This window comes from Flavicella marina, assembly GCF_009193215.1.
Classification (GTDB): Bacteria; Bacteroidota; Bacteroidia; order Flavobacteriales; family Flavobacteriaceae; genus Flavicella; species Flavicella marina.
Genome location: NZ_VYVA01000003.1, coordinates 376,905 through 399,996, shown reverse-complemented (window position 1 = coordinate 399,996; position 23,092 = coordinate 376,905). Strand labels below are relative to the sequence as shown.

The 23,092-nt window shown below is 34.0% G+C and carries 27 protein-coding genes; 12 read left to right on the top strand and 15 right to left on the bottom strand.

What is annotated here, in order from left to right; translation table 11 throughout:
• Positions 1-196: 196 nt before the first annotated feature.
• Positions 197-1,261 carry an anhydro-N-acetylmuramic acid kinase gene (locus F6P99_RS08775; protein ID WP_152287095.1) on the bottom strand — a complete coding sequence of 355 codons (1,065 nt, stop codon included), beginning with the start codon at positions 1,259-1,261 and terminating at the stop codon, positions 197-199.
• A 113-nt stretch (positions 1,262-1,374) separates the two neighbouring features.
• Between F6P99_RS08775 and F6P99_RS08770 the strand changes: the two genes are divergently transcribed.
• Together F6P99_RS08770 and F6P99_RS08765 are read left to right on the top strand one after the other, a co-directional pair.
• Complete coding sequence (locus tag F6P99_RS08770; protein WP_152287094.1) at positions 1,375-2,517, top strand: acyl-CoA dehydrogenase family protein; 1,143 nt, start codon at positions 1,375-1,377, stop codon at positions 2,515-2,517.
• 2 nt (positions 2,518-2,519) lie between these two features.
• Positions 2,520-3,626 carry a DNA alkylation repair protein gene (locus F6P99_RS08765; RefSeq protein ID WP_152287093.1) on the top strand — a complete coding sequence of 369 codons (1,107 nt, stop codon included), beginning with the start codon at positions 2,520-2,522 and terminating at the stop codon, positions 3,624-3,626.
• On the opposite strand, the gene F6P99_RS08760 is transcribed toward F6P99_RS08765, so the two are convergent.
• Complete coding sequence (locus F6P99_RS08760; RefSeq protein WP_152287092.1) at positions 3,627-4,268, bottom strand: M15 family metallopeptidase; 642 nt, start codon at positions 4,266-4,268, stop codon at positions 3,627-3,629.
• 111 nt (positions 4,269-4,379) lie between these two features.
• Between F6P99_RS08760 and F6P99_RS08755 the strand changes: the two genes are divergently transcribed.
• From F6P99_RS08755 to F6P99_RS08740, 4 genes are read left to right on the top strand one after another with little or no spacing between them, the layout of a single operon-like run.
• Entirely contained in the window at positions 4,380-4,619 is a 240-nt protein-coding gene (locus tag F6P99_RS08755) for a DUF1456 family protein (protein WP_152287091.1), read from the top strand.
• A gap of 24 nt (positions 4,620-4,643) precedes the next feature.
• Positions 4,644-4,811 carry a DUF4177 domain-containing protein gene (locus F6P99_RS08750; protein ID WP_152287090.1) on the top strand — a complete coding sequence of 56 codons (168 nt, stop codon included), beginning with the start codon at positions 4,644-4,646 and terminating at the stop codon, positions 4,809-4,811.
• Between the two features lie 17 nt (positions 4,812-4,828).
• Entirely contained in the window at positions 4,829-5,638 is an 810-nt protein-coding gene (locus F6P99_RS08745) for an HAD family hydrolase (RefSeq protein WP_152287089.1), read from the top strand.
• 22 nt (positions 5,639-5,660) lie between these two features.
• A complete protein-coding gene (locus tag F6P99_RS08740) occupies positions 5,661-6,371 on the top strand; it encodes a DUF4369 domain-containing protein (protein ID WP_152287088.1) in 711 nt (236 codons plus the stop codon).
• A gap of 19 nt (positions 6,372-6,390) precedes the next feature.
• Here F6P99_RS08740 and F6P99_RS08735 read toward each other — a convergent pair whose 3' ends face one another.
• The 3 genes from F6P99_RS08735 to F6P99_RS08725 are packed head-to-tail and all read right to left on the bottom strand — an operon-like array spanning position 6,391 to position 7,579.
• Entirely contained in the window at positions 6,391-6,750 is a 360-nt protein-coding gene (locus F6P99_RS08735) for a hypothetical protein (RefSeq protein WP_152287087.1), read from the bottom strand.
• A 14-nt stretch (positions 6,751-6,764) separates the two neighbouring features.
• On the bottom strand, positions 6,765-7,124 hold the full coding sequence (locus F6P99_RS08730) for a hypothetical protein (protein WP_152287086.1): 360 nt from the start codon (positions 7,122-7,124) through the stop codon (positions 6,765-6,767).
• Positions 7,121-7,579, bottom strand: coding sequence for a DUF4442 domain-containing protein (locus F6P99_RS08725; RefSeq protein WP_152287085.1), 459 nt, complete (start codon positions 7,577-7,579; stop codon positions 7,121-7,123). Before F6P99_RS08725 ends, F6P99_RS08730 begins: the two co-directional genes overlap by 4 nt.
• A 220-nt stretch (positions 7,580-7,799) precedes the next feature.
• Between F6P99_RS08725 and F6P99_RS08720 the strand changes: the two genes are divergently transcribed.
• From F6P99_RS08720 to F6P99_RS08700, 5 genes are all read left to right on the top strand, one after another.
• Positions 7,800-8,183, top strand: coding sequence for a DUF4870 domain-containing protein (locus tag F6P99_RS08720; protein WP_152287084.1), 384 nt, complete (start codon positions 7,800-7,802; stop codon positions 8,181-8,183).
• 9 nt (positions 8,184-8,192) lie between these two features.
• On the top strand, positions 8,193-8,525 hold the full coding sequence (locus tag F6P99_RS08715; RefSeq protein ID WP_152287083.1) for a PadR family transcriptional regulator: 333 nt from the start codon (positions 8,193-8,195) through the stop codon (positions 8,523-8,525).
• Between the two features lie 4 nt (positions 8,526-8,529).
• Positions 8,530-10,113, top strand: coding sequence for a PspC domain-containing protein (locus tag F6P99_RS08710; protein WP_152287082.1), 1,584 nt, complete (start codon positions 8,530-8,532; stop codon positions 10,111-10,113).
• 4 nt (positions 10,114-10,117) lie between these two features.
• Complete coding sequence (locus F6P99_RS08705) at positions 10,118-10,855, top strand: head GIN domain-containing protein (RefSeq protein ID WP_152287081.1); 738 nt, start codon at positions 10,118-10,120, stop codon at positions 10,853-10,855.
• An 87-nt stretch (positions 10,856-10,942) separates the two neighbouring features.
• On the top strand, positions 10,943-11,482 hold the full coding sequence (locus F6P99_RS08700; RefSeq protein WP_152287080.1) for a DUF1697 domain-containing protein: 540 nt from the start codon (positions 10,943-10,945) through the stop codon (positions 11,480-11,482).
• Here F6P99_RS08700 and F6P99_RS08695 read toward each other — a convergent pair whose 3' ends face one another.
• From F6P99_RS08695 to F6P99_RS08670, 6 genes are all read right to left on the bottom strand, one after another.
• Entirely contained in the window at positions 11,483-12,277 is a 795-nt protein-coding gene (locus F6P99_RS08695) for a TPM domain-containing protein (RefSeq protein ID WP_152287079.1), read from the bottom strand.
• 31 nt (positions 12,278-12,308) lie between these two features.
• Complete coding sequence (locus F6P99_RS08690; protein WP_152287078.1) at positions 12,309-13,001, bottom strand: Bax inhibitor-1/YccA family protein; 693 nt, start codon at positions 12,999-13,001, stop codon at positions 12,309-12,311.
• A 12-nt stretch (positions 13,002-13,013) separates the two neighbouring features.
• Positions 13,014-13,451: a TPM domain-containing protein gene (locus F6P99_RS08685; protein WP_152287077.1), complete on the bottom strand. Its 438-nt coding sequence runs from the start codon at positions 13,449-13,451 to the stop codon at positions 13,014-13,016.
• 1 nt (position 13,452) lies between these two features.
• A complete protein-coding gene (locus F6P99_RS08680) occupies positions 13,453-14,049 on the bottom strand; it encodes a LemA family protein (RefSeq protein ID WP_152287076.1) in 597 nt (198 codons plus the stop codon).
• Between the two features lie 112 nt (positions 14,050-14,161).
• On the bottom strand, positions 14,162-14,491 hold the full coding sequence (locus F6P99_RS08675) for a MerR family transcriptional regulator (RefSeq protein ID WP_152287075.1): 330 nt from the start codon (positions 14,489-14,491) through the stop codon (positions 14,162-14,164).
• Positions 14,491-15,462 carry a M23 family metallopeptidase gene (locus F6P99_RS08670; RefSeq protein ID WP_152287074.1) on the bottom strand — a complete coding sequence of 324 codons (972 nt, stop codon included), beginning with the start codon at positions 15,460-15,462 and terminating at the stop codon, positions 14,491-14,493. The genes F6P99_RS08675 and F6P99_RS08670 overlap by 1 nt, the downstream gene beginning before the upstream one ends.
• Positions 15,463-15,619: 157 nt before the next feature.
• Here F6P99_RS08670 and alaS point away from each other — a divergent pair, with 157 nt between their 5' ends.
• Positions 15,620-18,256, top strand: coding sequence for an alanine--tRNA ligase (gene alaS, locus F6P99_RS08665; RefSeq protein WP_152287073.1), 2,637 nt, complete (start codon positions 15,620-15,622; stop codon positions 18,254-18,256).
• Positions 18,257-18,325: 69 nt separating this feature from the next.
• Here the strand turns inward: alaS and F6P99_RS08660 are convergent, their stop codons facing one another.
• From F6P99_RS08660 to F6P99_RS08645, 4 genes are all read right to left on the bottom strand, one after another.
• Complete coding sequence (locus tag F6P99_RS08660) at positions 18,326-19,372, bottom strand: LacI family DNA-binding transcriptional regulator (protein WP_152287072.1); 1,047 nt, start codon at positions 19,370-19,372, stop codon at positions 18,326-18,328.
• A gap of 108 nt (positions 19,373-19,480) precedes the next feature.
• A complete protein-coding gene (locus F6P99_RS08655; RefSeq protein ID WP_152287071.1) occupies positions 19,481-20,821 on the bottom strand; it encodes a glycosyltransferase family 58 protein in 1,341 nt (446 codons plus the stop codon).
• Positions 20,814-22,364, bottom strand: a complete 1,551-nt coding sequence (locus tag F6P99_RS08650; RefSeq protein WP_152287070.1) for a cellulose synthase family protein — start codon at positions 22,362-22,364, stop codon at positions 20,814-20,816. The genes F6P99_RS08655 and F6P99_RS08650 overlap by 8 nt, the downstream gene beginning before the upstream one ends.
• Complete coding sequence (locus F6P99_RS08645) at positions 22,364-23,053, bottom strand: glycosyltransferase family 2 protein (protein ID WP_152287161.1); 690 nt, start codon at positions 23,051-23,053, stop codon at positions 22,364-22,366. Before F6P99_RS08645 ends, F6P99_RS08650 begins: the two co-directional genes overlap by 1 nt.
• Between the last annotated feature and the right edge of the window lie 39 nt (positions 23,054-23,092).

Below are 23,092 nucleotides of genomic sequence, written 5' to 3'. Positions count from 1 at the left end.
TAATGATTCTGTTAAAAATCAATCCAGTTTTTTATACTCCTTAATTTTTTTACCTCTAAAAATTAGCATTTGAATATTTTTTGCAGTCAAAAAAAATCGAAGCAAACACACAAATCACTAAAAATTTCCCAACCACACAGTTAAAATCTTAGAAATTTCGGATTATTTACATAGAAACACATGAAAAAATGCAGTTCTAATTAGGATAATAAATCGCACCACTCGAATGATCTTTACTTGCTCCAGTAACACTTTTCAAACAATTTACCTTCTCCTCTATTTTCAACAAGCCAAGCAACCCAAAAATGAGCGCCTCTTTAAACTCAACCAAATCTTTCTCGGGTATTGATATTTCTGTGATTGATAAAACCTGTAGTCTTTCTATCAAAAAACTATTATAAGCTCCACCACCGGTAATCAAGGTTTTTGACTTTTCTTTTCTATTTACAACTGCAGAAATTTGGATAGCAGCATGCTCAACAAAGGTTCTCAAAATATCTTTTAACGCTAAGTCAAAAGTATCGATTAAGGGAATAATTTGTTGCGACACAAATTCAAACCCCAAAGATTTAGGAGGTTTTTGCTGGTAAAAAGAATTAGCATTTAACGCCTTTAACAAAGATTCATGTACTTTACCTGATTTAGCAATCTGCCCACCTTCATCAAAAGACAAATCATATTGTTGTACATAATAATTCAGCACAATATTCACTGGACATATATCATAGGCCAGTCTCTCGCTGCATCTTCGATAAGAAACATTCGCAAAACCACCTAGATTCAAACAATAATCAAAATCTGAAAACAAAAGACTATCTCCGACAGGAACCAATGGAGCTCCTTGACCACCAAATTTTACATCTTGCGTTCGAAAGTCGCAAATTGTTTTGCATTGGGTTATGTTGGCTATTTCTTTTCCTGAGCCAATTTGCAAAGTGTAGCCCATTTCGGGTTTATGAAAAATGGTATGACCATGAGAGGCTATGAAATCTATTTGTTCAATAGAATTTTCAATAATAAATTGTTTTGCAAGCTCCCCTGTATATTTACCATACCGAACATCAAGTTCGATTAACTCTACCGGTTTCTTATGAAAAGCTTCTTTTAAAGCAACAAGCCATTCTTGCGAATAAACATAGGTTTTGGTCTTAAGTATCTGATACGAGTAATTTTCATCACTAGTCAGTGTTGCATATACCAAATCAACTCCATCCAATGAAGTTCCTGACATGATTCCGATACAATAATATGTGTTCTTCATACAATTCTATTCTTAACAAATGTAGTTTTTTAGTTTCACAGACTTAAAAAAATGATTTAAAAATAAAAAGCACTTTTAAAAATTACTATATTGAATTTCTAAAAAAATATTCCATGAACTTTCAATTGTCTGAAGAACACATAATGATACGAGATGCCGCAAGAGATTTTGCAAAAGCAGAATTATTACCTGGCGTTATTGAACGAGATGAAAATCAAACCTTTCCGCATGAACAAATAAAAAAAATGGGCGAAATGGGATTTATGGGAATGATGGTTGCTCCTGAATATGGCGGGGGTGGTATGGACACCATATCTTATGTACTTGCCATTGAAGAGATTTCTAAGATTGATGCGTCGGCTGGCGTAGCCATGTCGGCTAATAATTCTTTGGTTTGTTGGGGTTTAGAAAAATACGGTACAGAAGCACAAAAACAAAAATATCTAAAACCACTTGCAAGTGGCGAAGTACTAGGTGCTTTCTGCTTGAGTGAACCCGAAGCTGGTAGCGATGCCACTTCGCAAAAGACCACCGCTATAGACAAAGGAGATTATTACGAGCTTAACGGTGTTAAAAACTGGATTACAAACGGAGGGAATGCAAGTATCTATTTAGTTATAGCTCAAACCGATGTTTCAAAAGCCCACAAAGGTATCAATGTTTTTATCGTTGAAAAAGACACGCCTGGTTTTAAAATAGGTAAAAAAGAAAACAAACTAGGCATACGAGGTTCAGACACGCATTCATTGTTATTCACAGATGTTAAGGTACCTAAAGAAAATAGAATTGGTGATGACGGATTTGGGTTTCGATTTGCAATGGAAACCTTATCTGGAGGTAGAATCGGTATTGCCGCTCAAGCATTGGGGATTTCTGGTGGAGCGTACGAACTCTCTCTTCAATACAGTAAAGAACGTAAAGCTTTCGGAAAAGAAATTAGCAAACATCAAGCAATTGCTTTTAAACTAGCCGACATGGCAACAGAAATTGAAGCTGGAAGGTTTTTATGTATGAAAGCGGCCTGGGAAAAAGATCAGGGATTAAATTATGATTTATCGAGTTCGATGGCAAAATTATACTGTGCAGACACTTGTATGAAAATTACCACAGAAGCGGTTCAAATTCACGGAGGTTATGGATTCGTAAAAGAATACCATGTCGAACGTATGATGCGAGATGCCAAAATCACCCAGATTTACGAAGGAACCTCTGAAATTCAAAAAATCGTTATTTCTAGAGCAGTATTAAAAGATTAAATATGGCTGAGCCTCTAAAAAATCTATTCAACGAAACTTTCGTTATTCCCTTTGGAGAAATATGTGCTATGCATATTGCGAATTTTAACCATGAGTTGTTTTTGAAAACTGTATTCGACAAAAATTGGAAAAACTTAGAACTCAAACCTAGAATAAAACATATAGCATATGCCTTAAACGAGCAGTTGACAGAAGATGTCAAAGAAAATTTAAAATGCATTGTGGCCATTTCTGAAGACATTCGTATCAACCAAAACAAACAAGATACATTTGAATATTTGGTCTTATGTGATTATATAGAAATTTACGGGCTAGGACATCTTGACGATTCATTACGCGCTATAGAAAAAGTAACCATTTTGGCCAGTTGTGAATTTGCCATACGCCCCTATTTATTAAAATTTCCTACGGAAACATTTAAAAAATTAGTAGCATGGAGCAAACACAAACACCCATCGGTACGAAGATTGGCATCTGAAGGCTGTAGGCCAAGATTGCCATGGGGAATGGGCTTGCCTTTTCTAAAAAAGGATCCTACACCTATCTATCCGATATTGGAAAATTTAAAAGACGACACATCATTATATGTAAGAAGAAGTGTAGCAAACAACCTCAACGACATTTCGAAAGATCATCCAGAAGCAATATTAAAAATATTAAGTAAGTGGAATGGATTTTCTGATGAAAGAGATTGGCTGGTAAAACATGCTGCGAGAACTTTATTAAAAAAAGGAAATACACAAGCACTACAATTATTTGGTTATCCAGCAATTGAAAATTTTAACACGAGTGCTTTTAATTTACGAAACCAAAAAGTAGCTGTCGGAGATGCACTTACGTTTGAATTTAAAATTCAAAATATTTCAAAAAAATCACAAAAAGTTCGCTTAGAATATTTTGTGCACTTTTTATTGGCAAACGGAAAACTTTCTAAAAAAATATTCAAAATTTCTGAACGAGATCTAACACAAGGACAAACGCTTGAGTATACACGGAATCATTCGTTTAAAATCATCAGTACGAGAACATATTATCCTGGAACACATGGCATAAGTCTTGTAATCAACGGAATCGAAATGGAGTCGAAAGCATTTGAACTTACTTCTTGATTATTCTACCGGAAAATCAAAATATGTATCAGGGTAAGGTTCATTATTTAATGTAAAATGCCACCACTCACACTGATAGGGTTTGAAGCCATTTTGTAACATCACTTCTCTCAACAACATCCTGTTTTCTTGCTGTTTTTTAGTGATTGATGTATCGAAAGGCCAAGAGATTTTTCCAAAAAAATCATAAGGGCTCCCCATATCAACTTCTTTTCCTGTTGTGCGGTATACCAAAGTCAAATCTAAAGTACTACCTCTTGTATGTCCTGATTTAGAAGCTATATAATCTAATTCAAACAAATCTTTTTTCGCTACATCAGGATAAAATTCTGATTTCATCAAAGTATCTTTTTCATCTTTTGCCCAACGCACAAAATGATTCACTGCTCTTTGAGGTCTATACCCATCAAAAATTTTAAACACCATTCCTTTTGATGCTATATCGGCAGCTGCTTTTTTTAACGCAACAATTGCCTGATCAGATAAAATAGCCGTTGATTTTTGATATCCATCAATCGGCTTTCCTATAAAGTTATGGCTCCCAAAATACCTGATTTCTAAAATCACCGAGGGTATTTCTTTTTTGATTTCTTTAAAGCCATCCGGTCTATTAACTTCTTGCCCAAATAGGATAGAATTCATAAATAAAAGCAGCCCAAAAAAAAGGCAACGACCATAAAATAGTTTGTTATTTTTCATCTCTTTAAAATCTAATCTCAACAAATCTAATTAACTATATTTGCAATTCAAGAAATTATCATGACAAATAACGACATCTTAAAAAAATTAAGAGTAGCCTTACAACTAAAAGACACCGATATCGTAGAGATTATGGGATTGGTTGATTTTAAGGTGACAAAAAGTGAAATCAATGCTTTGTACCGCAATGAAGAGCACCCTAAATTTATGGAATGTAAAGATCAGTTTTTACGAAACTTTTTAAACGGTTTGATCATCCACAAAAGAGGCCCAATGCCTCCGAAAAAAAAATAATTTCAATTTAAAAACCCCCCTCTTATGAAAGAATACAAATTCATTAAGCAGAAAAGCACGCCAATAAAAAAGGATGCTGACTTTGAGAACTTATTAAATAGTTATGCTAAAACAGGTTGGAGAGTTGTGAATACATTTGTTCACAGAGGAATTGTTAAAGCTGTATTAGAAAGAGACAAAGACAAAGCTTAATAGAACACAAAACACTTATGAGTTTAAAGATTGCTTTTACCGACATCGATGGAACTTTATTAAACAAAGAAAGAGTACCATCTGCGGCATTAAAAAACGAAGTTGCAAGAATCAACAAAAAGGACATACCATTTATCTTGATTTCCTCAAGAATGCCAAGTGCAATGTATCACATTCAAGAAGATTTAAATATCAAAAACACACCTATTATCTGTTACAATGGAGGATTGGTATTGGTTGATGGCAAAAGTATTCACTCCACTGAAATCCCGACTTCTATATTAGAAGATATTGCACTTTTAAATACAGATAAAAAATTCCACATCAGTCTATACAACAACGATGATTGGTATGTAGAAAACATGGACTTTTGGGCTAAACGTGAAGAAAACAACACAAAGGTAACTCCTACTATCAAGCCTATAGAAGAAGTATTATCGAGCTGGAAAAACGACAACAAAGGAGCACATAAAGTAATGTGTATGGGAGACAAAGAAGCTTTAGACATTGTAATGGAAAAACTATCTGCCGCTTACCCCGATCAATTACACCTATACCGTTCTAAAGACACCTATATAGAAATTGCAAATAAAGAAATCTCGAAGCTTACAGGAATCAAAACACTGCTACAAAACAGTTACGATGCATTAAGTTTGGAAAACTGTATTGCATTTGGCGATAATTATAACGATATTGAAATGCTGAAAGCGGTAAAAATGGGAGTTGCAGTAAAAAACGCCAAAGAAGAAGTATTGGCAATTGCAAATGACATCTCAGACACCAACCACAACGATGGTGTAGCAAAAGCTATCGAAAAACACTTATAACAAACCATTAAACTAAACAACAATGAAAAAACTTATTCTCTTAACTTTTATTTCTACATTTTTGATAATGTCTTGCTCTAAAGACAATTCCAAAAACACCATGATTGTTAAAGGTGAGATTATTGGTTTGAAAAAAGGAACGCTGTATTTACAAAAAATAGAAGAGGGTGTTCTTTCTACTGTAGATTCGATTTATTTAGACGGTACTGCAAATTACAGCCTAACCTCTAAAAAAAACAGTGGGGAACTTTACTTTCTTTCTTTGAACAAAAACAGCGAAAATACAATTCCGTTTTTTGGAGATACTGGTGAAATTAGCATCCATACGCAACTTGACAACTTTGTACTAAGAGCTAAAATTTCTGGTTCAGAAAATCAAGAAATATTAGATGAATACAACAAAATATCGTCAAAATTCCAAAATCAGAATCTTGACATGATCAAAGATAATTTTGAAGCTGAAAAAGAAAAAAATCAAGAAAAATTGGAGCAACTTGCTGAAAAATCGAAACAAATATTACGAAGAAAATATTTATACACGACCAATTTTGCTGTTCACAATAAAGACTCTGAAGTTGCACCATATATAGCACTGACACAATTAGCTGATGCGAACATCAAATTATTGGATACGATAAACAACTCGCTAACTGAAGAGATTAAAAATTCTAGATATGGAAAAGAATTAAACTCTTTCATTGAAAAAATAAAAGCAGCAACCGAGGACGAATAATCTTGCTGAAAATATAGAATTACTTATCCTCTATTTGAAAATCTTTTTGAATTACTAGATTGACCCAATTATCCAAACTTACGCCCATCATCGTAAATCCATAATCATCATTCAATACTAATGCTGGAGGCTCTTCTCTTGTAACATTCAATACTACATTGGATACGTCGTAATATGCAAAACTCTTATCATAGGTATAGGTCCCAGACAGTAAATCGTTTTGACCATTTGTCACTACCTGAAAGTAAATAGCATTGTCATCTATCAAGCCATCTTGCCATGAAAACGTTGGTTTACTATTTTCTGAATATGCGATTTGAACTTCATCAGACCATTCGGTCTCGTATGTTTGATGTTTCAATCGAATAGGTTGTGCCATTCTCAACTCACCTGCTACTTTATACGTAACAGTACACCATACTTCTTGTTCTGAGTTTCTAACAAAACGTTGCAGATACCCATTAAAACAGGCTCAACAGACAAATCAACCTCTGAATACAACGTTAAATCACTCTTTTCTACATCGGTATTTTCAGTTTCAAAATATTTAAAATCTGTTGCACCTGGTACAGGGTAAAAAAACACAAAAACAGTATTCGAATTATCAGCTTTACTGGCAGCACAAGCAATCACATGATCTTTTGAGTTTAGAGAGTTCAAATCAACGTATTCGTTCAGCGTCTCATAAGTTTCTATATTGTCTTTAGCACACGCTACACATAAGACCAATACGAGAAGCAATAATTTTTTCATGTTTTTTTTACTTTGATACTCCATTGATATTCAAACTCAGATACCACATCACCAGACTCATCTTTACCTCTTGACGACAAAACAAGTATCTGTGCTTCTTCTGAAACAATGGCTTTTTTTATTGCAGACTGAATAATATCATTTTCCTTACACTCAAACACAATTTTTCCTTTGGCTTTTTTTATAAAAACACCACTCTGTCCCACAACTAACATTGATATTTTTTTTCCAGTTGCTTGTATACTTTTCATCATCAGTACTCCTGTAGCCAATTCAGATGCCATACCTTGTGTTGCCCAATACATCGATTTGAATGGATTTTGGTTGATCCATCTATGTTGTACAGACACAACAATTCTATCTTCATATACACCACTAACTCTTACACCTGAAATATAAGCAGAAGGTATTTTAAATAATACAAATCGATTTAACAAAGACGGTGTAAACTTCATCTACCTAAGTTAAAAAAAAAAGTTGAGTTCACCATTTTAATGCTTTTATTAATAATAGCTCAAATAATCACATCTTTTTTTCACACCCCAAACCCCCTATAAACACTACAGAAAACAGATCAATCCACAAAACTATTTAAAAATAAACAGTACTATGTTTTGCATAATACTATGTTTGTATGTATATTTGTACCATAGAACATTAATATTGAGTTGTATCATGCAAAAAAACAGTGAACAAACAAATTCCTTTTTAATACATATTTCTGCCTTGGCAGGGTATTTTATTCCTCTAGGTAGTATTATCATCCCATTAATTCTATGGAAAACATTAAAAAACCCATCTTCGTTTACAGAGCACCATGCGAAAGAAGCTGTAAATTTTAATCTTAGCATTTGCATCTATGAATTAATCTTAGCTGGTTTTCTTTTGATAAGTGTATTGGGGATTGTATTATTTTTCGGAATATTTGGTGTAGCCCTTTTTGGCTTGTCAATTGCCATACTCGAACTCAGTAAACTAGCCTTAATAATTATTGCATCTCTTAAAGCTCAAAATGGAGAAGCTTACACCTACCCCTTTAGTATCAACTTTATAAAATAAACACTCCTAATGAAGATAGAAAACACAAAAGCACAAATGAGAAAGGGAGTACTAGAGTACTGCATCCTTTCAATACTCGCAAAAGGCGATGCTTACACTTCTGAAATCTTATCTACTTTAAAAGAAGCAGAAATGATTGTTGTAGAAGGTACCATTTACCCTTTGCTGACTAGGCTTAAAAACGCAGGCCTACTCAGTTACCGCTGGGAAGAATCTACCTCTGGCCCACCTAGAAAATATTATGTACTCACGGAAAACGGAACCCTCTTTTTAAAGGAATTAAACACTACTTGGAACAACCTAACAAATGCGGTAGACAAAGTTACCAGCAATAAAAATTAACGACATGAATAAGACAATAAATATCAACCTAGGAGGATTCTTTTTCCATATTGATGAAATTGCATATCAAATCCTAAAAAACTATCTCGAATCGATAGCACGTTCATTGAGCGATGACCCACAAGGAAAAAATGAAATTATCGCCGATATCGAAGCTAGAATAAGCGAATTGCTGTCTGAAAAAATAGTTGACCAACGACAAGTTGTAAACGAGCAAGACATCAACGACATCATCAAAATTATGGGACAACCCGAAGATTACGAAGATGCTGGTGAAAGTTACGATAACACAAATAACCAAAGACCAAAACCCAATTCTAAAAAACTATACCGTGATGGAGAAAATAAATTTCTTGGTGGTGTAGCTTCTGGGTTAGGTCATTATTTGGGAATCGAATTTATATGGGTGCGTTTGTTATTTATCATAACTACCATTACCATTGGTTTTGCGGTACCTGTTTATATTATCTTATGGATATTGTTGCCTGAAGCTAAAACCACGGCCGAAAAGCTCGAGATGGAAGGTGAAGCTGTAAACATCGACAATATTGAAAAAAAAATAAGAACCGAATTCAACAATGTTGGTGACAAAATTAAAAACGCTGATTACAGCAAAGCAAAAACAGGATTTCAAAATTTTTTAGACACTTTAGGCAAAATAATACTAACCCTATTTAAAATATTCGGAAAGGTTATTGGAGTGCTTCTTATGTTCGTTGCCGCAGCAGTTTTGATTTCACTTGTAATCGCAGCTTTTTCATTTGGAAGCATTGAATTAATGGGTATTTCTAACTCGTTTACAAATATTCCTTCTTTCATTTATAGCTCAATAATTCCAGACTGGACCTTGGCTTCATTAATTTTTGTCGCTATTGGATTCCCTTTCTTAATCCTATTTTTACTCGGACTACGAATTATTTCATCATCAGTAAAGCAACTAAGCAAACCAACCTCCCTAACACTATTAGGAATTTGGATTATTGCCATACTTGCCTTAATATTTACCGGTATTGAACACAGTACAGCAAAAGCGTTTTCTGGTTCCAAAATACAAGAAGAACCATTCGCGTACCAGGTAAATGACACATTACAGATTAAAATGGTAAACAACGACGAATTGCTCTTTAAAAACTTCTTACGAAGTGGAAAATCACAAGAGTATGTATACGATAAAGACGTTCAAAAACTGTATTGCAATAACATAACTGTTGATGTTATTTACAATGATACAGACAATGCAACCATAAAAGTTAGACGAGTATCAAAAGGTAAAAACAGGCAATTGGCAAATTCGAATGCCGAAAACATTGAATACAATTATGCTGTCAAAGACAATACTATCGAACTGAATGGCTATTTTTTAAGCCCTGAAAAACATTTGAGTAAAAATGAATCCGTATCGGTGACAATTTCAATTCCAAAAAACATAACGCTCTATTTTACCAATTCAACCAAAAGTTTTTTAGGTCCTATAGAAACCACGCAAGATTTGTACAACAACGATATCCCAAACCATTATTTTATAATGAGAGACATGGGACTAGAATGCACTGATTGCGACGAAAGACTTTTTAAAAACCAAATGTAACATCATGAAAACAAAGACAAACTTAACACTCTTTTTTATTGCGACAGTGACTACCATATCCTTGACCAGTTGTCGTGTAGACTTCAATCAAAAAAACAGTGTAACCGGAAACAACAAGGTAACGACGGAAGAACGTGTCATTTCTGAATCTTTTTCTAGCATTGAAGTTCAAGAAGGTATCACCCTTTACTTAACACATAGTAGCGATAAAAAGCTAACTGTTGAAGCTGATGAAAATACCCATAGTTCTATTCAAACTAGTATTAAAAACGGAAAACTAAAAGTTTATTGCGAACCAAATATTCGTAAATCTAAAGCTAGAAACATCTATGTATCTATAGATGGAATAAACGAATTAGAAACTAGTAGCGGAGGAAGAATTATCTCTGAAAACTCGCTACTATCTGCGAACCTAAACGCAACTTGTAGCAGTGGGTCTTCAATGAACCTACAAGTGAAATGCAAAAACATTCACTTGAGTACAAGCAGTGGAAGTAATTTAATGATAAAAGGCACCACAAATAACCTTTCAGCAAAATCAAGTAGCGGAAGCTCAATTGATGCCTACGAATTAGAAGCCAACCTCGTTGAATCAAAAGCTAGTAGCGGGTCGCACATCAGTGTTACTGCACGAGAACATCTTAAAGGAAAAGCTAGTAGCGGAGCAAGCATTACACATAAAGGAAATCCAAAAAACATAGAAATAAAAACATCTTCGGGTGGAAACGTATCTGCTGGGTAGAGCCGCGGAAAGCAATCTTTGGTTTAGATTGATTCTTTATGCCTATAGCTTTTGCTATAGGCATTTTTTTATCTTTATAAAAAAATAATGATGCAGCACTATATAGTATTTTTAAGAGGAATCAATGTTTCTGGAAAAAACATTCTCAAAATGGATGCTTTGAAAAAGGCACTACATGAAAACAACTTTCCAAATGCTCTGACCTATATCCAAAGTGGAAATATTGTTATTCCGAACTCGAATCTACCAGCTGATGCTCTTAAAAAGAGTATCGAAAAACTTTTACTTGATTTGTTCTCAATAGAAACAATTGCCTTTATCTACACAAGTAACTGCATCAAAAAAACAATCGATCTCTATCCTTTTTCTATAGAGGACACCAAAAAAAATTATTTTGTATTTCTAGAAAACGAACCTCAAAATCAATTGATTTCTGAACTTTCTAAGAATGATTATAACGAAGATACTTTTTCAACACAAGGCTCTTGCATTTATGTTCATTGCAAAAATGGTTATGGAAAAACGAAGCTTCACAATAATTTTTTTGAAAACAAATTAAAGATAAAAGCCACAACGCGAAATTGGAACACCATGCAAAAGATGCTGAACTTAGTAGAGAAATGTTAGCTACCAGCTTCCACTAGCACCACCTCCACCGAAGCCTCCTCCACCGAAGCCTCCAGAAAAACCACCACCACCAAAACCTCCGGAACTTCCTCCTCCGAAACCACCGCTGCTTCTACCCATATTACTGAATAAAATGGCAGTTAATATATCTGATGACATATCTCTTCTTCGACCTCCTTTACCCCCTCCACGATTGTTTCTATTTCTAAAAATAAAAAACAACAGGATTACGATAAAAATAAAGAAACCTTTGAGTTTTGAAGAAGTTTTGCTCTTTTGCTTTTTTGGGTTGGCTTTAAATTCTCCTGTCAACACTTTAAATACAGCGTCGGTTCCTTTATTCAATCCAGCATAAAAATTACCCGATTTAAAATTTGGAGTAATGATATTTTCAATAATTCTTCTTGAAAGCGCATCTGTTAGCAAATGCTCTACCCCATAACCAGTTGAAATATTGACTTTTCTTTCGTTTTTTGCAACCAATATCAACACACCATTGTCTTTACCTTTTTGACCAATTCCCCATTTCTGACCAAGCTCAGCAGCAAACACTGCTATATTGTTGGTTCCTATTGAGGTCATTGTTACCACTACTATTTGCGTAGAAGTAGAATCTGAATACCGAACTAACTTTCGCTCTAATTGTTGCTGTTGTTGCTTAGTTAACAAATTTGCTCGATCGTACAAACTTGTCTGTTTTTTTGGAGCATCAGGAATTCCATATTGCGCAAAAACCGTTGTCAACGTTCCGAACAAAAACAACACAAAAAAGTAAAAATTATGTTTTGATTTCAAATCAATGGTATTTATCTGTTGGTATTACTTTTTATCTTCTATCCCCTAAGAAACGTAACAAGTACAAAAACAAGTTCACGAAATCTAAATACAAAGTCAATGCCCCCATAATAGATTTCTTTTTTGATACTTCTTGAGAATCATCGTAAGAAGCCATTCTTTTTATTTTTTGAGTATCATAAGCTGTCAACGCAACAAAAATTAAAACTCCTGCATACGTTATTACCCAATACATAATTTCACTTTGTAAAAACATATTTACTAACGAAGCAATAATCAATCCTATCAAAGCCATAAATGCAAGATTCCCAATAGAGGTTAAATCTTTTTTAGTCATATAACCATAAGCACTCATTACTCCAAAAGTAGCTGCCGTCACTAAAAATGTAGAAGCGATAGACGAACTTGTGTAAATTAAAAACACCATTGACAATGTCAATCCATTTAAAATAGAATATACTAAAAACACAACTCCGGCAGTTTCAGCAGACATTTTGTTAATTCTAGCCGACAAGTAAATAACCGCTCCGATTTCAGCACCGATTAGCAAATAAAATGGCAACATGGTTGTACCAGGAAAAATAGCGTTATACACAGCAGGTGTTGATGCAGCCCACATAGCAACCACTCCTGTTATAACGAGTGCTACACTCATCCAACCGTATACTTTAGAAATAAATGCCGCTTGTAATTGTTCTCTTTGTAATGATAATTCTGTATTCATAATGTATTTTTTTTAACCTTTTGATATTTCGTCTGACAATTCATTTACATCGTCAGATTGGTATGGGAAAAATTCTTTCAAACGTTTCCCTGCTTCTGTTATTCCTAATTGCAAACCTGAAGCAAAATCTCCTTTTTTAAACTCGCTAATGACCAAATCTTTCGTAGTATCCCAAAAATCATCTGGAACCACTTTGTCTATTCCTTCATCACCCAATATCGCAAATTTGTGTTCTTTGATCGCTAAATAAAACAAAACACCATTTTTTGCTTCTGTTTCATTCATTTTCAATTCAAAAAAAACTTCTTTTGCACGTTCAAACGCATCCTTATCAGAACTTGGATCGATATGCACACGTATTTCACCCGAAGTATTTTTTTCGGCTGCTTTTATAGCATCTACTACAGCAAGTTCTTCTTTTTCTGATAAATGATATTCTGTATTTAACATCTTAAAACTGTACTTCTGGTGCTTTTTCACTTCCTTCAGCAGCTTTGTATCTGCTCATCTCTCCAAAGTTCAACATTCCAGCAAACAATGAATTTGGAAATACTTTGATATGCTTGTTATATGTATTCACGAGACCGTTGAAACGATTTCTCTCAACGTTGATTCTATTCTCAGTACCTTCCAACTGACTTTGCAATTCTAAAAAGTTTTGGTTTGCTTTTAAATCTGGATATTTTTCAGCAACCACCATCAATTTTCCTAAAGCACCTGCCAAGCCTTGTTGTGCTTTTTGATAAGCAGCCATATTTTCTTCTGTTAGGTTACTAGCATCTATTTTTGTGCTCGTTGCCGCAGCTCTTGCTTTGATCACAGCTTCTAAGGTTTCGCTCTCATGCGCAGCATACCCTTTTACCGTATTCACTAAATTAGGAATCAAATCTGCTCTTCTCTGATAAGAACTCTCAACATTAGACCAAGCTGTTTTTGCATCTTCTTGATACGTAACTGCTGTGTTGTTAAAACCTTTGAATGTACTGTAGCCCCATAACAATACAACACCTAGTACTACATATGGCAACCATTTTTTTAAATTATTCATATCTTATTTTTTACGTTTAGTTTTTCTAGCTCAATATATATACCAATGTACAAATGCTGATATTTTGTCAGAGTTAATGACAAAAAAGGCTCGTTATCAAGACAAAACGACTTTACAAAGCGTTCTTTATCTTCAATAATTCTGCCTTTACCTTTTCAAGACTTGCTATTATCTCATGGTTATTGACCGTACCATCTGGATTCGATTTTAACCTATTTTTTGCCCCGTCTAAGGTAAAACCTTTCTCTTTAACCAAATGATAAATTAATCTAAAATTTTTAATATCGGTAGGTGTAAACATGCGATCGCCTTTTCCATTTTTTTTGGGCTGAATGACGTCAAATTCTTTCTCCCAAAAACGGATGAGTGATGTATTTACATTAAAGGCTTTGGCTACTTCTCCAATTTTATAATATCTCTTTTCAGGTAGGTCGATATTCATTAGTCAAGAGATTGGTTTTCTTTTGATGCCATATCCAACATCATATCGTATTCTTCAGGTGTTAAATCATTAAAATAGTAATAAATAGGATTTACTTTTCTATTCCCTTTTACTACTTCGTAATGCAAATGTGGTGCAGTAGATGTACCTGATGTCCCAACATAACCAATCAAATCACCCCTTTTCACCTTTTGCCCTTTACGAACAATGTATTTATCCATATGTCCATACAAAGTTTTGTATCCAAAACCATGGTCGATCTTCACATAATTACCAAAACCTCTTTTCGAACGCACAGCCTTTTCAACTTTTCCGTTACCGGTGGCATAAATCGGAGTTCCTTTGGGAGCTGAAAAATCCATTCCCCAATGGAATTTCCTAGTTTTATAAATCGGATGGATTCTATATCCGAAACCTGAAGCCATACGCTTCAATTCTTTATTTGCAACAGGCTGAATTGCAGGGATTGAGGCGAGCATTTCTTTTTTATTTTTTGCCATTTCGATAATATCATCGAGCGACTTGGACTGTACTACCAATTGTTTTGACAATACATCAATTTTTTTGGTAACCTCTTTGATCATTGTAGAATTCTCAAAACCATCGAGAGATTTGTATCGATTGATACCACCGAACCCAGCCATTCGTTCTTCTTTCGAAATGGGTTCTGCCTCAAAATACACACGGTAAATATTATCATCTCTGTCTTGAATTTCTTTCAAAACCTCGGTTCCTTCATCAATTCTCTTCGACAATAATTCGTAATGTAATTTTAAATTTTCAAGCTCACGTTCTTGCTCTAACTGACTAGGAGACTTTACGATATAACTGAATCCAATAAATCCTAAAAAAGCAATCAAAAACACGGCTGTTACAAACAACAAACCTTTTTTAATCTTTGTGCTTCTTTTTACCGTTATTCTCTGGTACGAAAGCGTATCAGAATCGTAGTAAAATTTTACTTTCGCCATATTAGTAAATATAGTACTTTTGTATCCTCATTTGCAAGCCCTTTAATGAGCTGATAAATTCATTAGACAATTGCAAATTTACAAAATGTTTTACAACTACTCTTATGAAGAGGTTTTTTAGCATTTATTTAATTGTCAACACAAAGTAGCGCAACGCATGAAATCACTAGAATTAAGACAAGAATTTTTAAATTTCTTTAAAGAGAAAAATCATAAAATTGTTCCTTCAGCACCTATCGTTTTAAAAAACGACCCAACATTGATGTTTACCAATGCAGGGATGAATCAATTCAAAGAATATTTTTTAGGTCAAAAAGAGATTACCAATTCTAGAGTTGCAGACACTCAAAAATGTCTTCGTGTTTCTGGTAAGCACAATGATTTAGAAGAGGTTGGAATGGACACATACCACCATACGATGTTTGAAATGCTAGGAAACTGGAGTTTTGGAGACTACTTTAAAAAAGAAGCTATCGAATGGGCTTGGGAGTTCTTAACGGATCGTTTAAAAATCGACAAAGACTCTTTGTACGTTAGTGTTTTTGAAGGTAGTTCTGATGCCGATAATCTTGAATTAGATCAAGAAGCTTTTGATTTATGGAAAAGTATTGTTCCTGAAGACAAAATTATCATGGGGAACAAGAAAGATAATTTTTGGGAAATGGGAGCACAAGGTCCTTGTGGTCCCTGTTCTGAAATTCATATCGACATTCGATCGAAAGAAGAAAAAGCAAAAATCTCTGGACGTGATTTGGTTAATATGGACCACCCTCAAGTTGTTGAAATATGGAATTTGGTATTCATGCAATTCAACAGAAAAGCTGATGGATCTTTAGAAAAACTACCCGCACAACATGTAGATACAGGTATGGGCTTTGAACGTTTGTGTATGGCCATGCAAAATGTAAAATCTAATTACGATACTGATGTATTCACACCGTTAATTAGAGAAATAGAAACGATCACAAATTCAACTTACGATAAAGACTCAATTGCAACTGAAGAAAGTGGAAAAGTAAGTGTCGCTATCCGAGTGATTGCAGATCATGTTCGTACCGTAGCTTTTTCTATTGCTGATGGACAATTACCGAGTAACAATGGTGCTGGTTATGTAATAAGAAGAATTTTACGTAGAGCAATCCGTTATGGTTTCACCTTTTTAAACACCAAAGAACCTTTTATCTTTAAACTGGTAGAAACGCTTTGCAATCAATTAGGAGAAGTATTTCCTGAGTTGGTTTCTCAGCAATTCCTTATCAAAAATGTTATCAAAGAAGAAGAGCAATCTTTCTTAAAAACATTAGATCAAGGATTACAATTATTAGATCAGGTAATCAAACAAACTTCTGGTGACATTGTTTCTGGAGAGAAGGCTTTTGAATTGTACGACACCTTTGGATTTCCTATCGATCTGACAGCGCTTATTTTAAGTGAAAAAGGACTGAAATTAGACGAAGCTGGGTTTGAAACCGAACTTCAAAAACAAAAAGACCGTTCAAGAGCTGCGGCACAAGTAACTGCAGGTGACTGGCAAATATTAGCAGAAAATGCAGGAGAAACATTTGTTGGATATGACACTAAAACTGCTGAAGTAAATCTTACACGATACAGAAAAGTTGCTAGTAAAAAAGACGGAGAATTGTTTCAATTGGTCTTCGATCAAACACCATTTTATCCAGAAGGAGGTGGACAAGTTGGTAGCGCTGGTTATTTAGAAGCAACAAACGGAGATGTTGTATACATCTTAGACACAAAAAAAGAAAACAACTTGATCATTCATATGACCAAGACATTGCCAAAGAACATCGAAGCCACTTTTACAGCTGTAGTCGATGAAAAACATGCAAGATTATCTTCGTGCAACCATACGGCAACACATTTATTACATCAAGCATTGCGCAGTGTTTTAGGAACGCATGTTGAGCAAAAAGGTTCTATGGTAAGTCCGAAAAACTTACGTTTTGATTTTTCTCATTTTGCAAAGGTAACCACTGATGAACTTGAAGCGATCGAGAATTTTGTAAACGCTCGTATTCACGAACAATTACCTTTAGAAGAAAATCGTAACAATACGTATGACAATGCTATCTCTGAAGGAGCTATCGCTTTGTTTGGAGAGAAATATGGAGATACAGTTCGATCTATTAGATTTGGAGAATCAATGGAGTTATGTGGTGGTATTCACGTACAAAACACTTCAGAAATATGGCACTTTAAAATCACAAGTGAATCTGCAGTAGCAGCAGGAATTAGAAGAATTGAAGCCATCAGTTCTGATGCCGTAAAAGTATACTATAGCGAACAAGATGCCGTTTTTACAGATGTAAAAAACACTTTAAAAAATGCAAAAGATCCTATAAAAGCGATTACTTCGTTACAAGATGAAAATGCTGCATTAAAAAAGCAAATTGAGTCGTTGGTAAAAGAAAAGATCAAAAGCTTAAAAACACAATTAAAAAACGAGATTACTGAAGTGAATGGCGTTAATTTCTTAGCTACTCAAATTGATATGGAAGCCGCTGCACTGAAAGACATCGCTCATGAGTTGGGAAGTGAAATTGAAAATTTATTTTTCTTTGCGGGTACAGAAATCAATGGAAAGGCATTGCTAACAAGCTACATATCTAAAAACTTAGTTGAAGATAAAGCTTTAGACGCTGGAAAAATAGTTAGAGAATTAGGAAAACTCATCCAAGGTGGTGGTGGTGGTCAAAAATTCTTTGCTACCGCTGGTGGTAAAAATCCTGCCGGAATTGCAGAAGCCATTTCTAAATCAAAAGACTATATTTTATAATATAATAGTTTACTCAATAAAAAAAGGTTCTGAATTTTCAGAACCTTTTTTTAAACCTACTATTGAGCTTTAATTTTTCGTCAACTCTAAATAAGATTTGGTAGAATTTCTCTCAACAAGATCTGTTTTTATTACTTTGGTAACTGTCGGAAGAATTTGTCCTTCAGCATTTTCTAATCGGTCTATAAGCATTTCGGCAGCAGTTTCTCCCATGATCTCACCATGCTGACTAACTGTTGTTAATTTAGGACTTGAATGCCTAGACAACAATCCATTTGCGAAACCTATAACTGAAAAGTTTTCCGGAATTTTATATCCCTTTAATTGAGCTATTTTCATCGCAGCAATAGCAGATTGCTCACTTGATGCAATAACACTATCTATTGGGCCGTTTTCAAACAGTGGAGATATAATCTCTTCGTATTTTTTGTAGTCATTTTCTTGAATGTTCAATATCAGGTTTTCATTTACTGGTAAACCTTCAATTTCCATTCCTTTTAAATATCCTTTGTAACGATCTTTTCCAACAATTAAATCGCTAATTGTAGAAATAAATGCAATATTTTTACAACCTGTATTTTTTAAATGTTTTACTGTTTTGATGGCTGCTTCATAATCATCAGCAACTACTTTATCACAATCAACATCCTTCGCTACTCTATCGAACATAACGATAGGTGTACCGTCTGCGATCATTTCATTAAAGTGATTAACACAATTCTTCATCCCTGTTTCCTTCGACATAGAAACCAAAAACCCATCAATACTTCCGTTCGAAAGCATCTCCATCGTTTCTACTTCTTTATCAAAAGACTCATTAGAAATACATGTAATTATTTTATACCCTTTTTCGTTTGCTTTTTTCTCTACTCCTTGAAACACTTGAGCGAAAAAATAGTTCAACATATTTGGGATGACAACACCAATTGTCTTGGTACGTCTGTTTTTCAAACTCAAAGCATTAAAATTCGGCTTGTACTTTTTCTTCTTTGCGTACTTTTGAATTTTTTCTTTCGTTTTATCGCTAATCTCATAACTATCATTCAATGCTTTTGACACAGTTGAAATTGAAACATCAAATTTCGCAGCGATATCTTTAATAGTTATTTTTTTCATTGTAAAAAGTTAATTTAATAACGTGGATTGCAAAAATAGATTTTTTAATCTAAAAAACATGAAAACGAAATTATATAATAGTTCGGTAACCTTATATAAATGATTTCCTCACACCAAGAAACGTTGTTTGAGCTCGATAAATCGTTTTGATTTTATCAATTCTAAAAACGCAATGGCATATACAATTACATATTCAACAGCTACAAGATATAAATTTTCTTGATAAGTTGTATCTTGATAAGCAGCATAACTTAAGATCACGAGAAAGCTCCAAACCAATGGAAAAGTATAATTTGTAAAGATCGACAAAAACAAAGGAATTGCGATATACCATGGATGCACAATAGAAGCGAAACTATAATAAATACAAATACTAAAAAGCATTGTTGCTATCATCGTTTTTGATTTTTTGTTATTTCTAACAACAGACAATATCAAAACCAACACCACAATAATTATTGGTGTAACTTTTCCGACAGAGTGAATTATGTTATATCCTTTCACTTGAAATCCGATTGCACGAATCACATAATAAATACTCGCGTTGAATTCAAAATTCTGAAAATACAAATGAATACTCTTCATAAAATTATCGTAGATTTCAACACTCATAAAAGGAACAAAAAACAACACATTCAATAGCAGGACTAAAACCACAAACAAGAAGTTTTTTTTGATACCCAATTTTTTAATAAAAACAGGAAGAAAAAGCAAAGGGATCAATTTTACAGAAACAGAAATAGCAAAAAATAATGCAGACCTTCCCCATTTGTTTTTAATGATATAATACAGAGAAAGTGCCAAGAAAAAAATCATGACTCCTTCAAAATGTAAATTACCTGTTAACTCTAAAATTACAAATGGATTCAAAAAATAATAGTATATATTTTTTACGGGTAGCTTCAACAACTGCACTATTTTTTTTCCAAAAATAAACGTTCCGATATCTGCTAGAATAATAAGCACTCTCATCACAATTGTTGCACCTACATAATTTTTAGAAAAAAAAAGGGCAGGTATTAAAAATGAAAGTTGATTGACTGGTGGATAACAGGTATAATGACTTCCATTCATTGTTCCCATACCACTGTACAAAAACGCACCTTCAGCTACAAGATCCGTATTGTTTTCTGGCAAATATAAATACGGGTTAAGTCCTAAAAACGAAAGCCGTCCATCCCAAATAAAACGATAAAAATCATCCGACAAATTCGGTATTGAAAACAGTAAAATGACTCTAAAAAAAAGACCGATATAAAAAAGCTCATTCGAGTTGTTTCTGTTTTCTTTGATCAATAACAAAAACAGTACAAAACAAATTGTGTACATCGAAATCAATGATAGGAAAGCAGTTCTATCAATTCCATATGAAATACCCCAATAAACAATACTACTGATTAAAATATAAATCAGACTTTTTTTTGAAATATTTACAAAAAGATTACTCATTTACAGAACGAATCGAGTGATAAAAAACATAGCTAAACCCAAAAAACAACATCAAATGAAAAGGAAACAATCCAAAATCAAAATGTTCACTTGGCTCTGTCTTCCCTTCGCCAATATACCCAACAAAAACAGCACTTAACATTCCAAAAGCAAAATACAACGCTAACAAACCTTCTACAAAAACACTTTTCGGCAATTTCTTCTGTAGGTATTTATTTTTGCTCCACTTATCTTTTAACGAAAGCATGTTGAATTTAGGAGTACGTACGAATTCACTCTTTTTCCCTGCATGGCCTTCTGCAACAGCCAAAGAATTATGTAAAGAAAAGCCCATTGCCACTGAAAAGAATCGAAAAAACATGACAGTATATCCACCAAATTTTTTAACACCACCTCCTTTAATTTCTTTGTACATAAACCAGTAACAAATAAAGAAAAAGACAGTGCTCAACACGAAAAAACTCAATGCAATAAAATAGAATTTCAAATCAGAAAAATAGTTTTTCAGATACAACATCGGAACACTCAACACCCCCACAATAAACACATTCAAAAACATGGTACTATTCAACAAATGCAGCACCGCGTGAAACTTTGTCTTTTTCGAGATTTGTTCAGATGAAAGAACTTTTTTAATCATTTTTTGAAAATTCTCAGCACCCCCTTTGTTCCAACGGAACTGTTGACTCCTTGCAGCAGAAATAACCACCGGCAACTCGGCAGGAGTCTCAACCTCACATAAATATTTGAATTTCCAGTTTTTCAACTGTGCTCGATAGCTTAAATCTAGGTCTTCTGTAAGTGTATCACCTTCCCAATTACCGGCATCTAAAATGCAGTCTTTTCTCCAGATTCCAGCAGTACCATTAAAATTGATAAAATGTCCTTGACTATTTCTACCAACTTGTTCTAACGTAAAATGTGCATCTAATGCAAAGGCTTGAATTTTTGTCAGTAAAGAATAATCTCTGTTGATATGCCCCCACCTTGTTTGCACTACACCTACTTCATTGTTCTTAAAATAAGGGACTGTTTTTTGTAGCCAATCAGAATTTGGCAAAAAATCGGCATCAAAAATAGCAATAAACTCACCTTTTGCCACTTCCATACCTTCTTTCAAGGCACCCGCTTTAAATCCTTTTCTGTCTGTCCTGTGAATGTATTGAATGTTATGGCCTTCTTTTTGCAAACGTTCGATTTGTATTTTTGTAGACACAACACTTTCATCTGTAGAATCGTCAAGCACTTGAAATTCTATTTTATCAGACGGATATTCTAATTTTACAATAGTATCTAGCAAACGCTCCATTACATACAACTCGTTGTATACTGGTAATTGAATCGTAACGAAAGGCACTTCGTTCGGATTAGAAAGATCAAATTTTTCAGAGGTATCTTTTCTTCTCTTAGCTCTTAAAAAATTATATAACAGATTTACTTGTGCTAGTGAAAACAAAAATATCATCACTAATGAAACCAAATAAACTCCTAGTAACACTAATCCTATAGAATAGAGTACTTTTTCAGAAAAAATATTTTCCATTATTTAAAACTATATCTAAAAATCCAACTTAATATTTTATATCCTGCCATAATTGTTCCTTTTAGTGTACCAGATACTTTAGAAACACCTATTCGATTTCTATAATTCACTGGTACTTCTGTATATTTCATTTTTGCCTTCAGTACTTTTAATTGCATTTCAACCGTCCAGCCATAGGTTTTATCTTGCATCTGTAACGCTAACAACTTATCGTATTTGATGGCTCTAAACGGCCCTAAATCTGTGAATTTTGCATTAAAAAACAAATGCATCAACGAAGTCGCCAACCAATTACCAAAGACTTGTTGTGGAGTCATTGCTCCTTTTTCTCTATATGCTGCACTTCTAGCTCCAATAACTAAATCAATATCACTCTTCACAATCGGCTGTATGATTTTTGTTAATTCTTCAGGATAATCTGAATAATCTCCATCTAAAAACACAACAATATCAGGAAGTGCCTTTTGCTGAGCGATATGTTCCATTCCTTTCAAACATGCAAATCCATAACCTTTGTTTTTTTCAAATAAGACAGTCGCACCAGCTTTCTCAGCAATAGCTGATGTTTGATCTGACGAGTCATTGTCGACAACAATTATTTCTGATACACTACTCGGAATATCGGCTATCACATTGCCTATTGCATCTGCCTCATTATAAGCTGGTATAATAACTTTTATTAACGGCATCTCATTCGTTTGACTATTTTTTGAATCTAATTGTTTTGA

Bases quoted from the DNA above. Each gene is read 5' to 3' on its own strand.
- F6P99_RS08705 (WP_152287081.1), top strand. From the start codon at position 10,118: ATGAAAACAAAGACAAACTTAACACTCTTTTTTATTGCGACAGTGACT.
- F6P99_RS08775 (WP_152287095.1), bottom strand. From the start codon at position 1,261: ATGAAGAACACATATTATTGTATCGGAATCATGTCAGGAACTTCATTG.
- F6P99_RS08735 (WP_152287087.1), bottom strand. From the start codon at position 6,750: ATGGCACAACCTATTCGATTGAAACATCAAACATACGAGACCGAATGG.
- F6P99_RS08700 (WP_152287080.1), top strand. From the start codon at position 10,943: ATGATGCAGCACTATATAGTATTTTTAAGAGGAATCAATGTTTCTGGA.
- F6P99_RS08720 (WP_152287084.1), top strand. From the start codon at position 7,800: ATGCAAAAAAACAGTGAACAAACAAATTCCTTTTTAATACATATTTCT.
- F6P99_RS08650 (WP_152287070.1), bottom strand. From the start codon at position 22,364: ATGGAAAATATTTTTTCTGAAAAAGTACTCTATTCTATAGGATTAGTG.
- F6P99_RS08655 (WP_152287071.1), bottom strand. From the start codon at position 20,821: ATGAGTAATCTTTTTGTAAATATTTCAAAAAAAAGTCTGATTTATATT.
- F6P99_RS08710 (WP_152287082.1), top strand. From the start codon at position 8,530: ATGAATAAGACAATAAATATCAACCTAGGAGGATTCTTTTTCCATATT.
- F6P99_RS08750 (WP_152287090.1), top strand. From the start codon at position 4,644: ATGAAAGAATACAAATTCATTAAGCAGAAAAGCACGCCAATAAAAAAG.
- F6P99_RS08715 (WP_152287083.1), top strand. From the start codon at position 8,193: ATGAAGATAGAAAACACAAAAGCACAAATGAGAAAGGGAGTACTAGAG.
- F6P99_RS08680 (WP_152287076.1), bottom strand. From the start codon at position 14,049: ATGAATAATTTAAAAAAATGGTTGCCATATGTAGTACTAGGTGTTGTA.
- F6P99_RS08670 (WP_152287074.1), bottom strand. From the start codon at position 15,462: ATGGCGAAAGTAAAATTTTACTACGATTCTGATACGCTTTCGTACCAG.
- F6P99_RS08660 (WP_152287072.1), bottom strand. From the start codon at position 19,372: ATGAAAAAAATAACTATTAAAGATATCGCTGCGAAATTTGATGTTTCA.
- F6P99_RS08675 (WP_152287075.1), bottom strand. From the start codon at position 14,491: ATGAATATCGACCTACCTGAAAAGAGATATTATAAAATTGGAGAAGTA.
- alaS (WP_152287073.1), top strand. From the start codon at position 15,620: ATGAAATCACTAGAATTAAGACAAGAATTTTTAAATTTCTTTAAAGAG.
- F6P99_RS08745 (WP_152287089.1), top strand. From the start codon at position 4,829: ATGAGTTTAAAGATTGCTTTTACCGACATCGATGGAACTTTATTAAAC.
- F6P99_RS08760 (WP_152287092.1), bottom strand. From the start codon at position 4,268: ATGAATTCTATCCTATTTGGGCAAGAAGTTAATAGACCGGATGGCTTT.
- F6P99_RS08685 (WP_152287077.1), bottom strand. From the start codon at position 13,451: ATGTTAAATACAGAATATCATTTATCAGAAAAAGAAGAACTTGCTGTA.
- F6P99_RS08730 (WP_152287086.1), bottom strand. From the start codon at position 7,124: ATGAAAAAATTATTGCTTCTCGTATTGGTCTTATGTGTAGCGTGTGCT.
- F6P99_RS08765 (WP_152287093.1), top strand. From the start codon at position 2,520: ATGGCTGAGCCTCTAAAAAATCTATTCAACGAAACTTTCGTTATTCCC.
- F6P99_RS08740 (WP_152287088.1), top strand. From the start codon at position 5,661: ATGAAAAAACTTATTCTCTTAACTTTTATTTCTACATTTTTGATAATG.
- F6P99_RS08770 (WP_152287094.1), top strand. From the start codon at position 1,375: ATGAACTTTCAATTGTCTGAAGAACACATAATGATACGAGATGCCGCA.
- F6P99_RS08690 (WP_152287078.1), bottom strand. From the start codon at position 13,001: ATGAATACAGAATTATCATTACAAAGAGAACAATTACAAGCGGCATTT.
- F6P99_RS08725 (WP_152287085.1), bottom strand. From the start codon at position 7,579: ATGAAGTTTACACCGTCTTTGTTAAATCGATTTGTATTATTTAAAATA.
- F6P99_RS08645 (WP_152287161.1), bottom strand. From the start codon at position 23,053: ATGCCGTTAATAAAAGTTATTATACCAGCTTATAATGAGGCAGATGCA.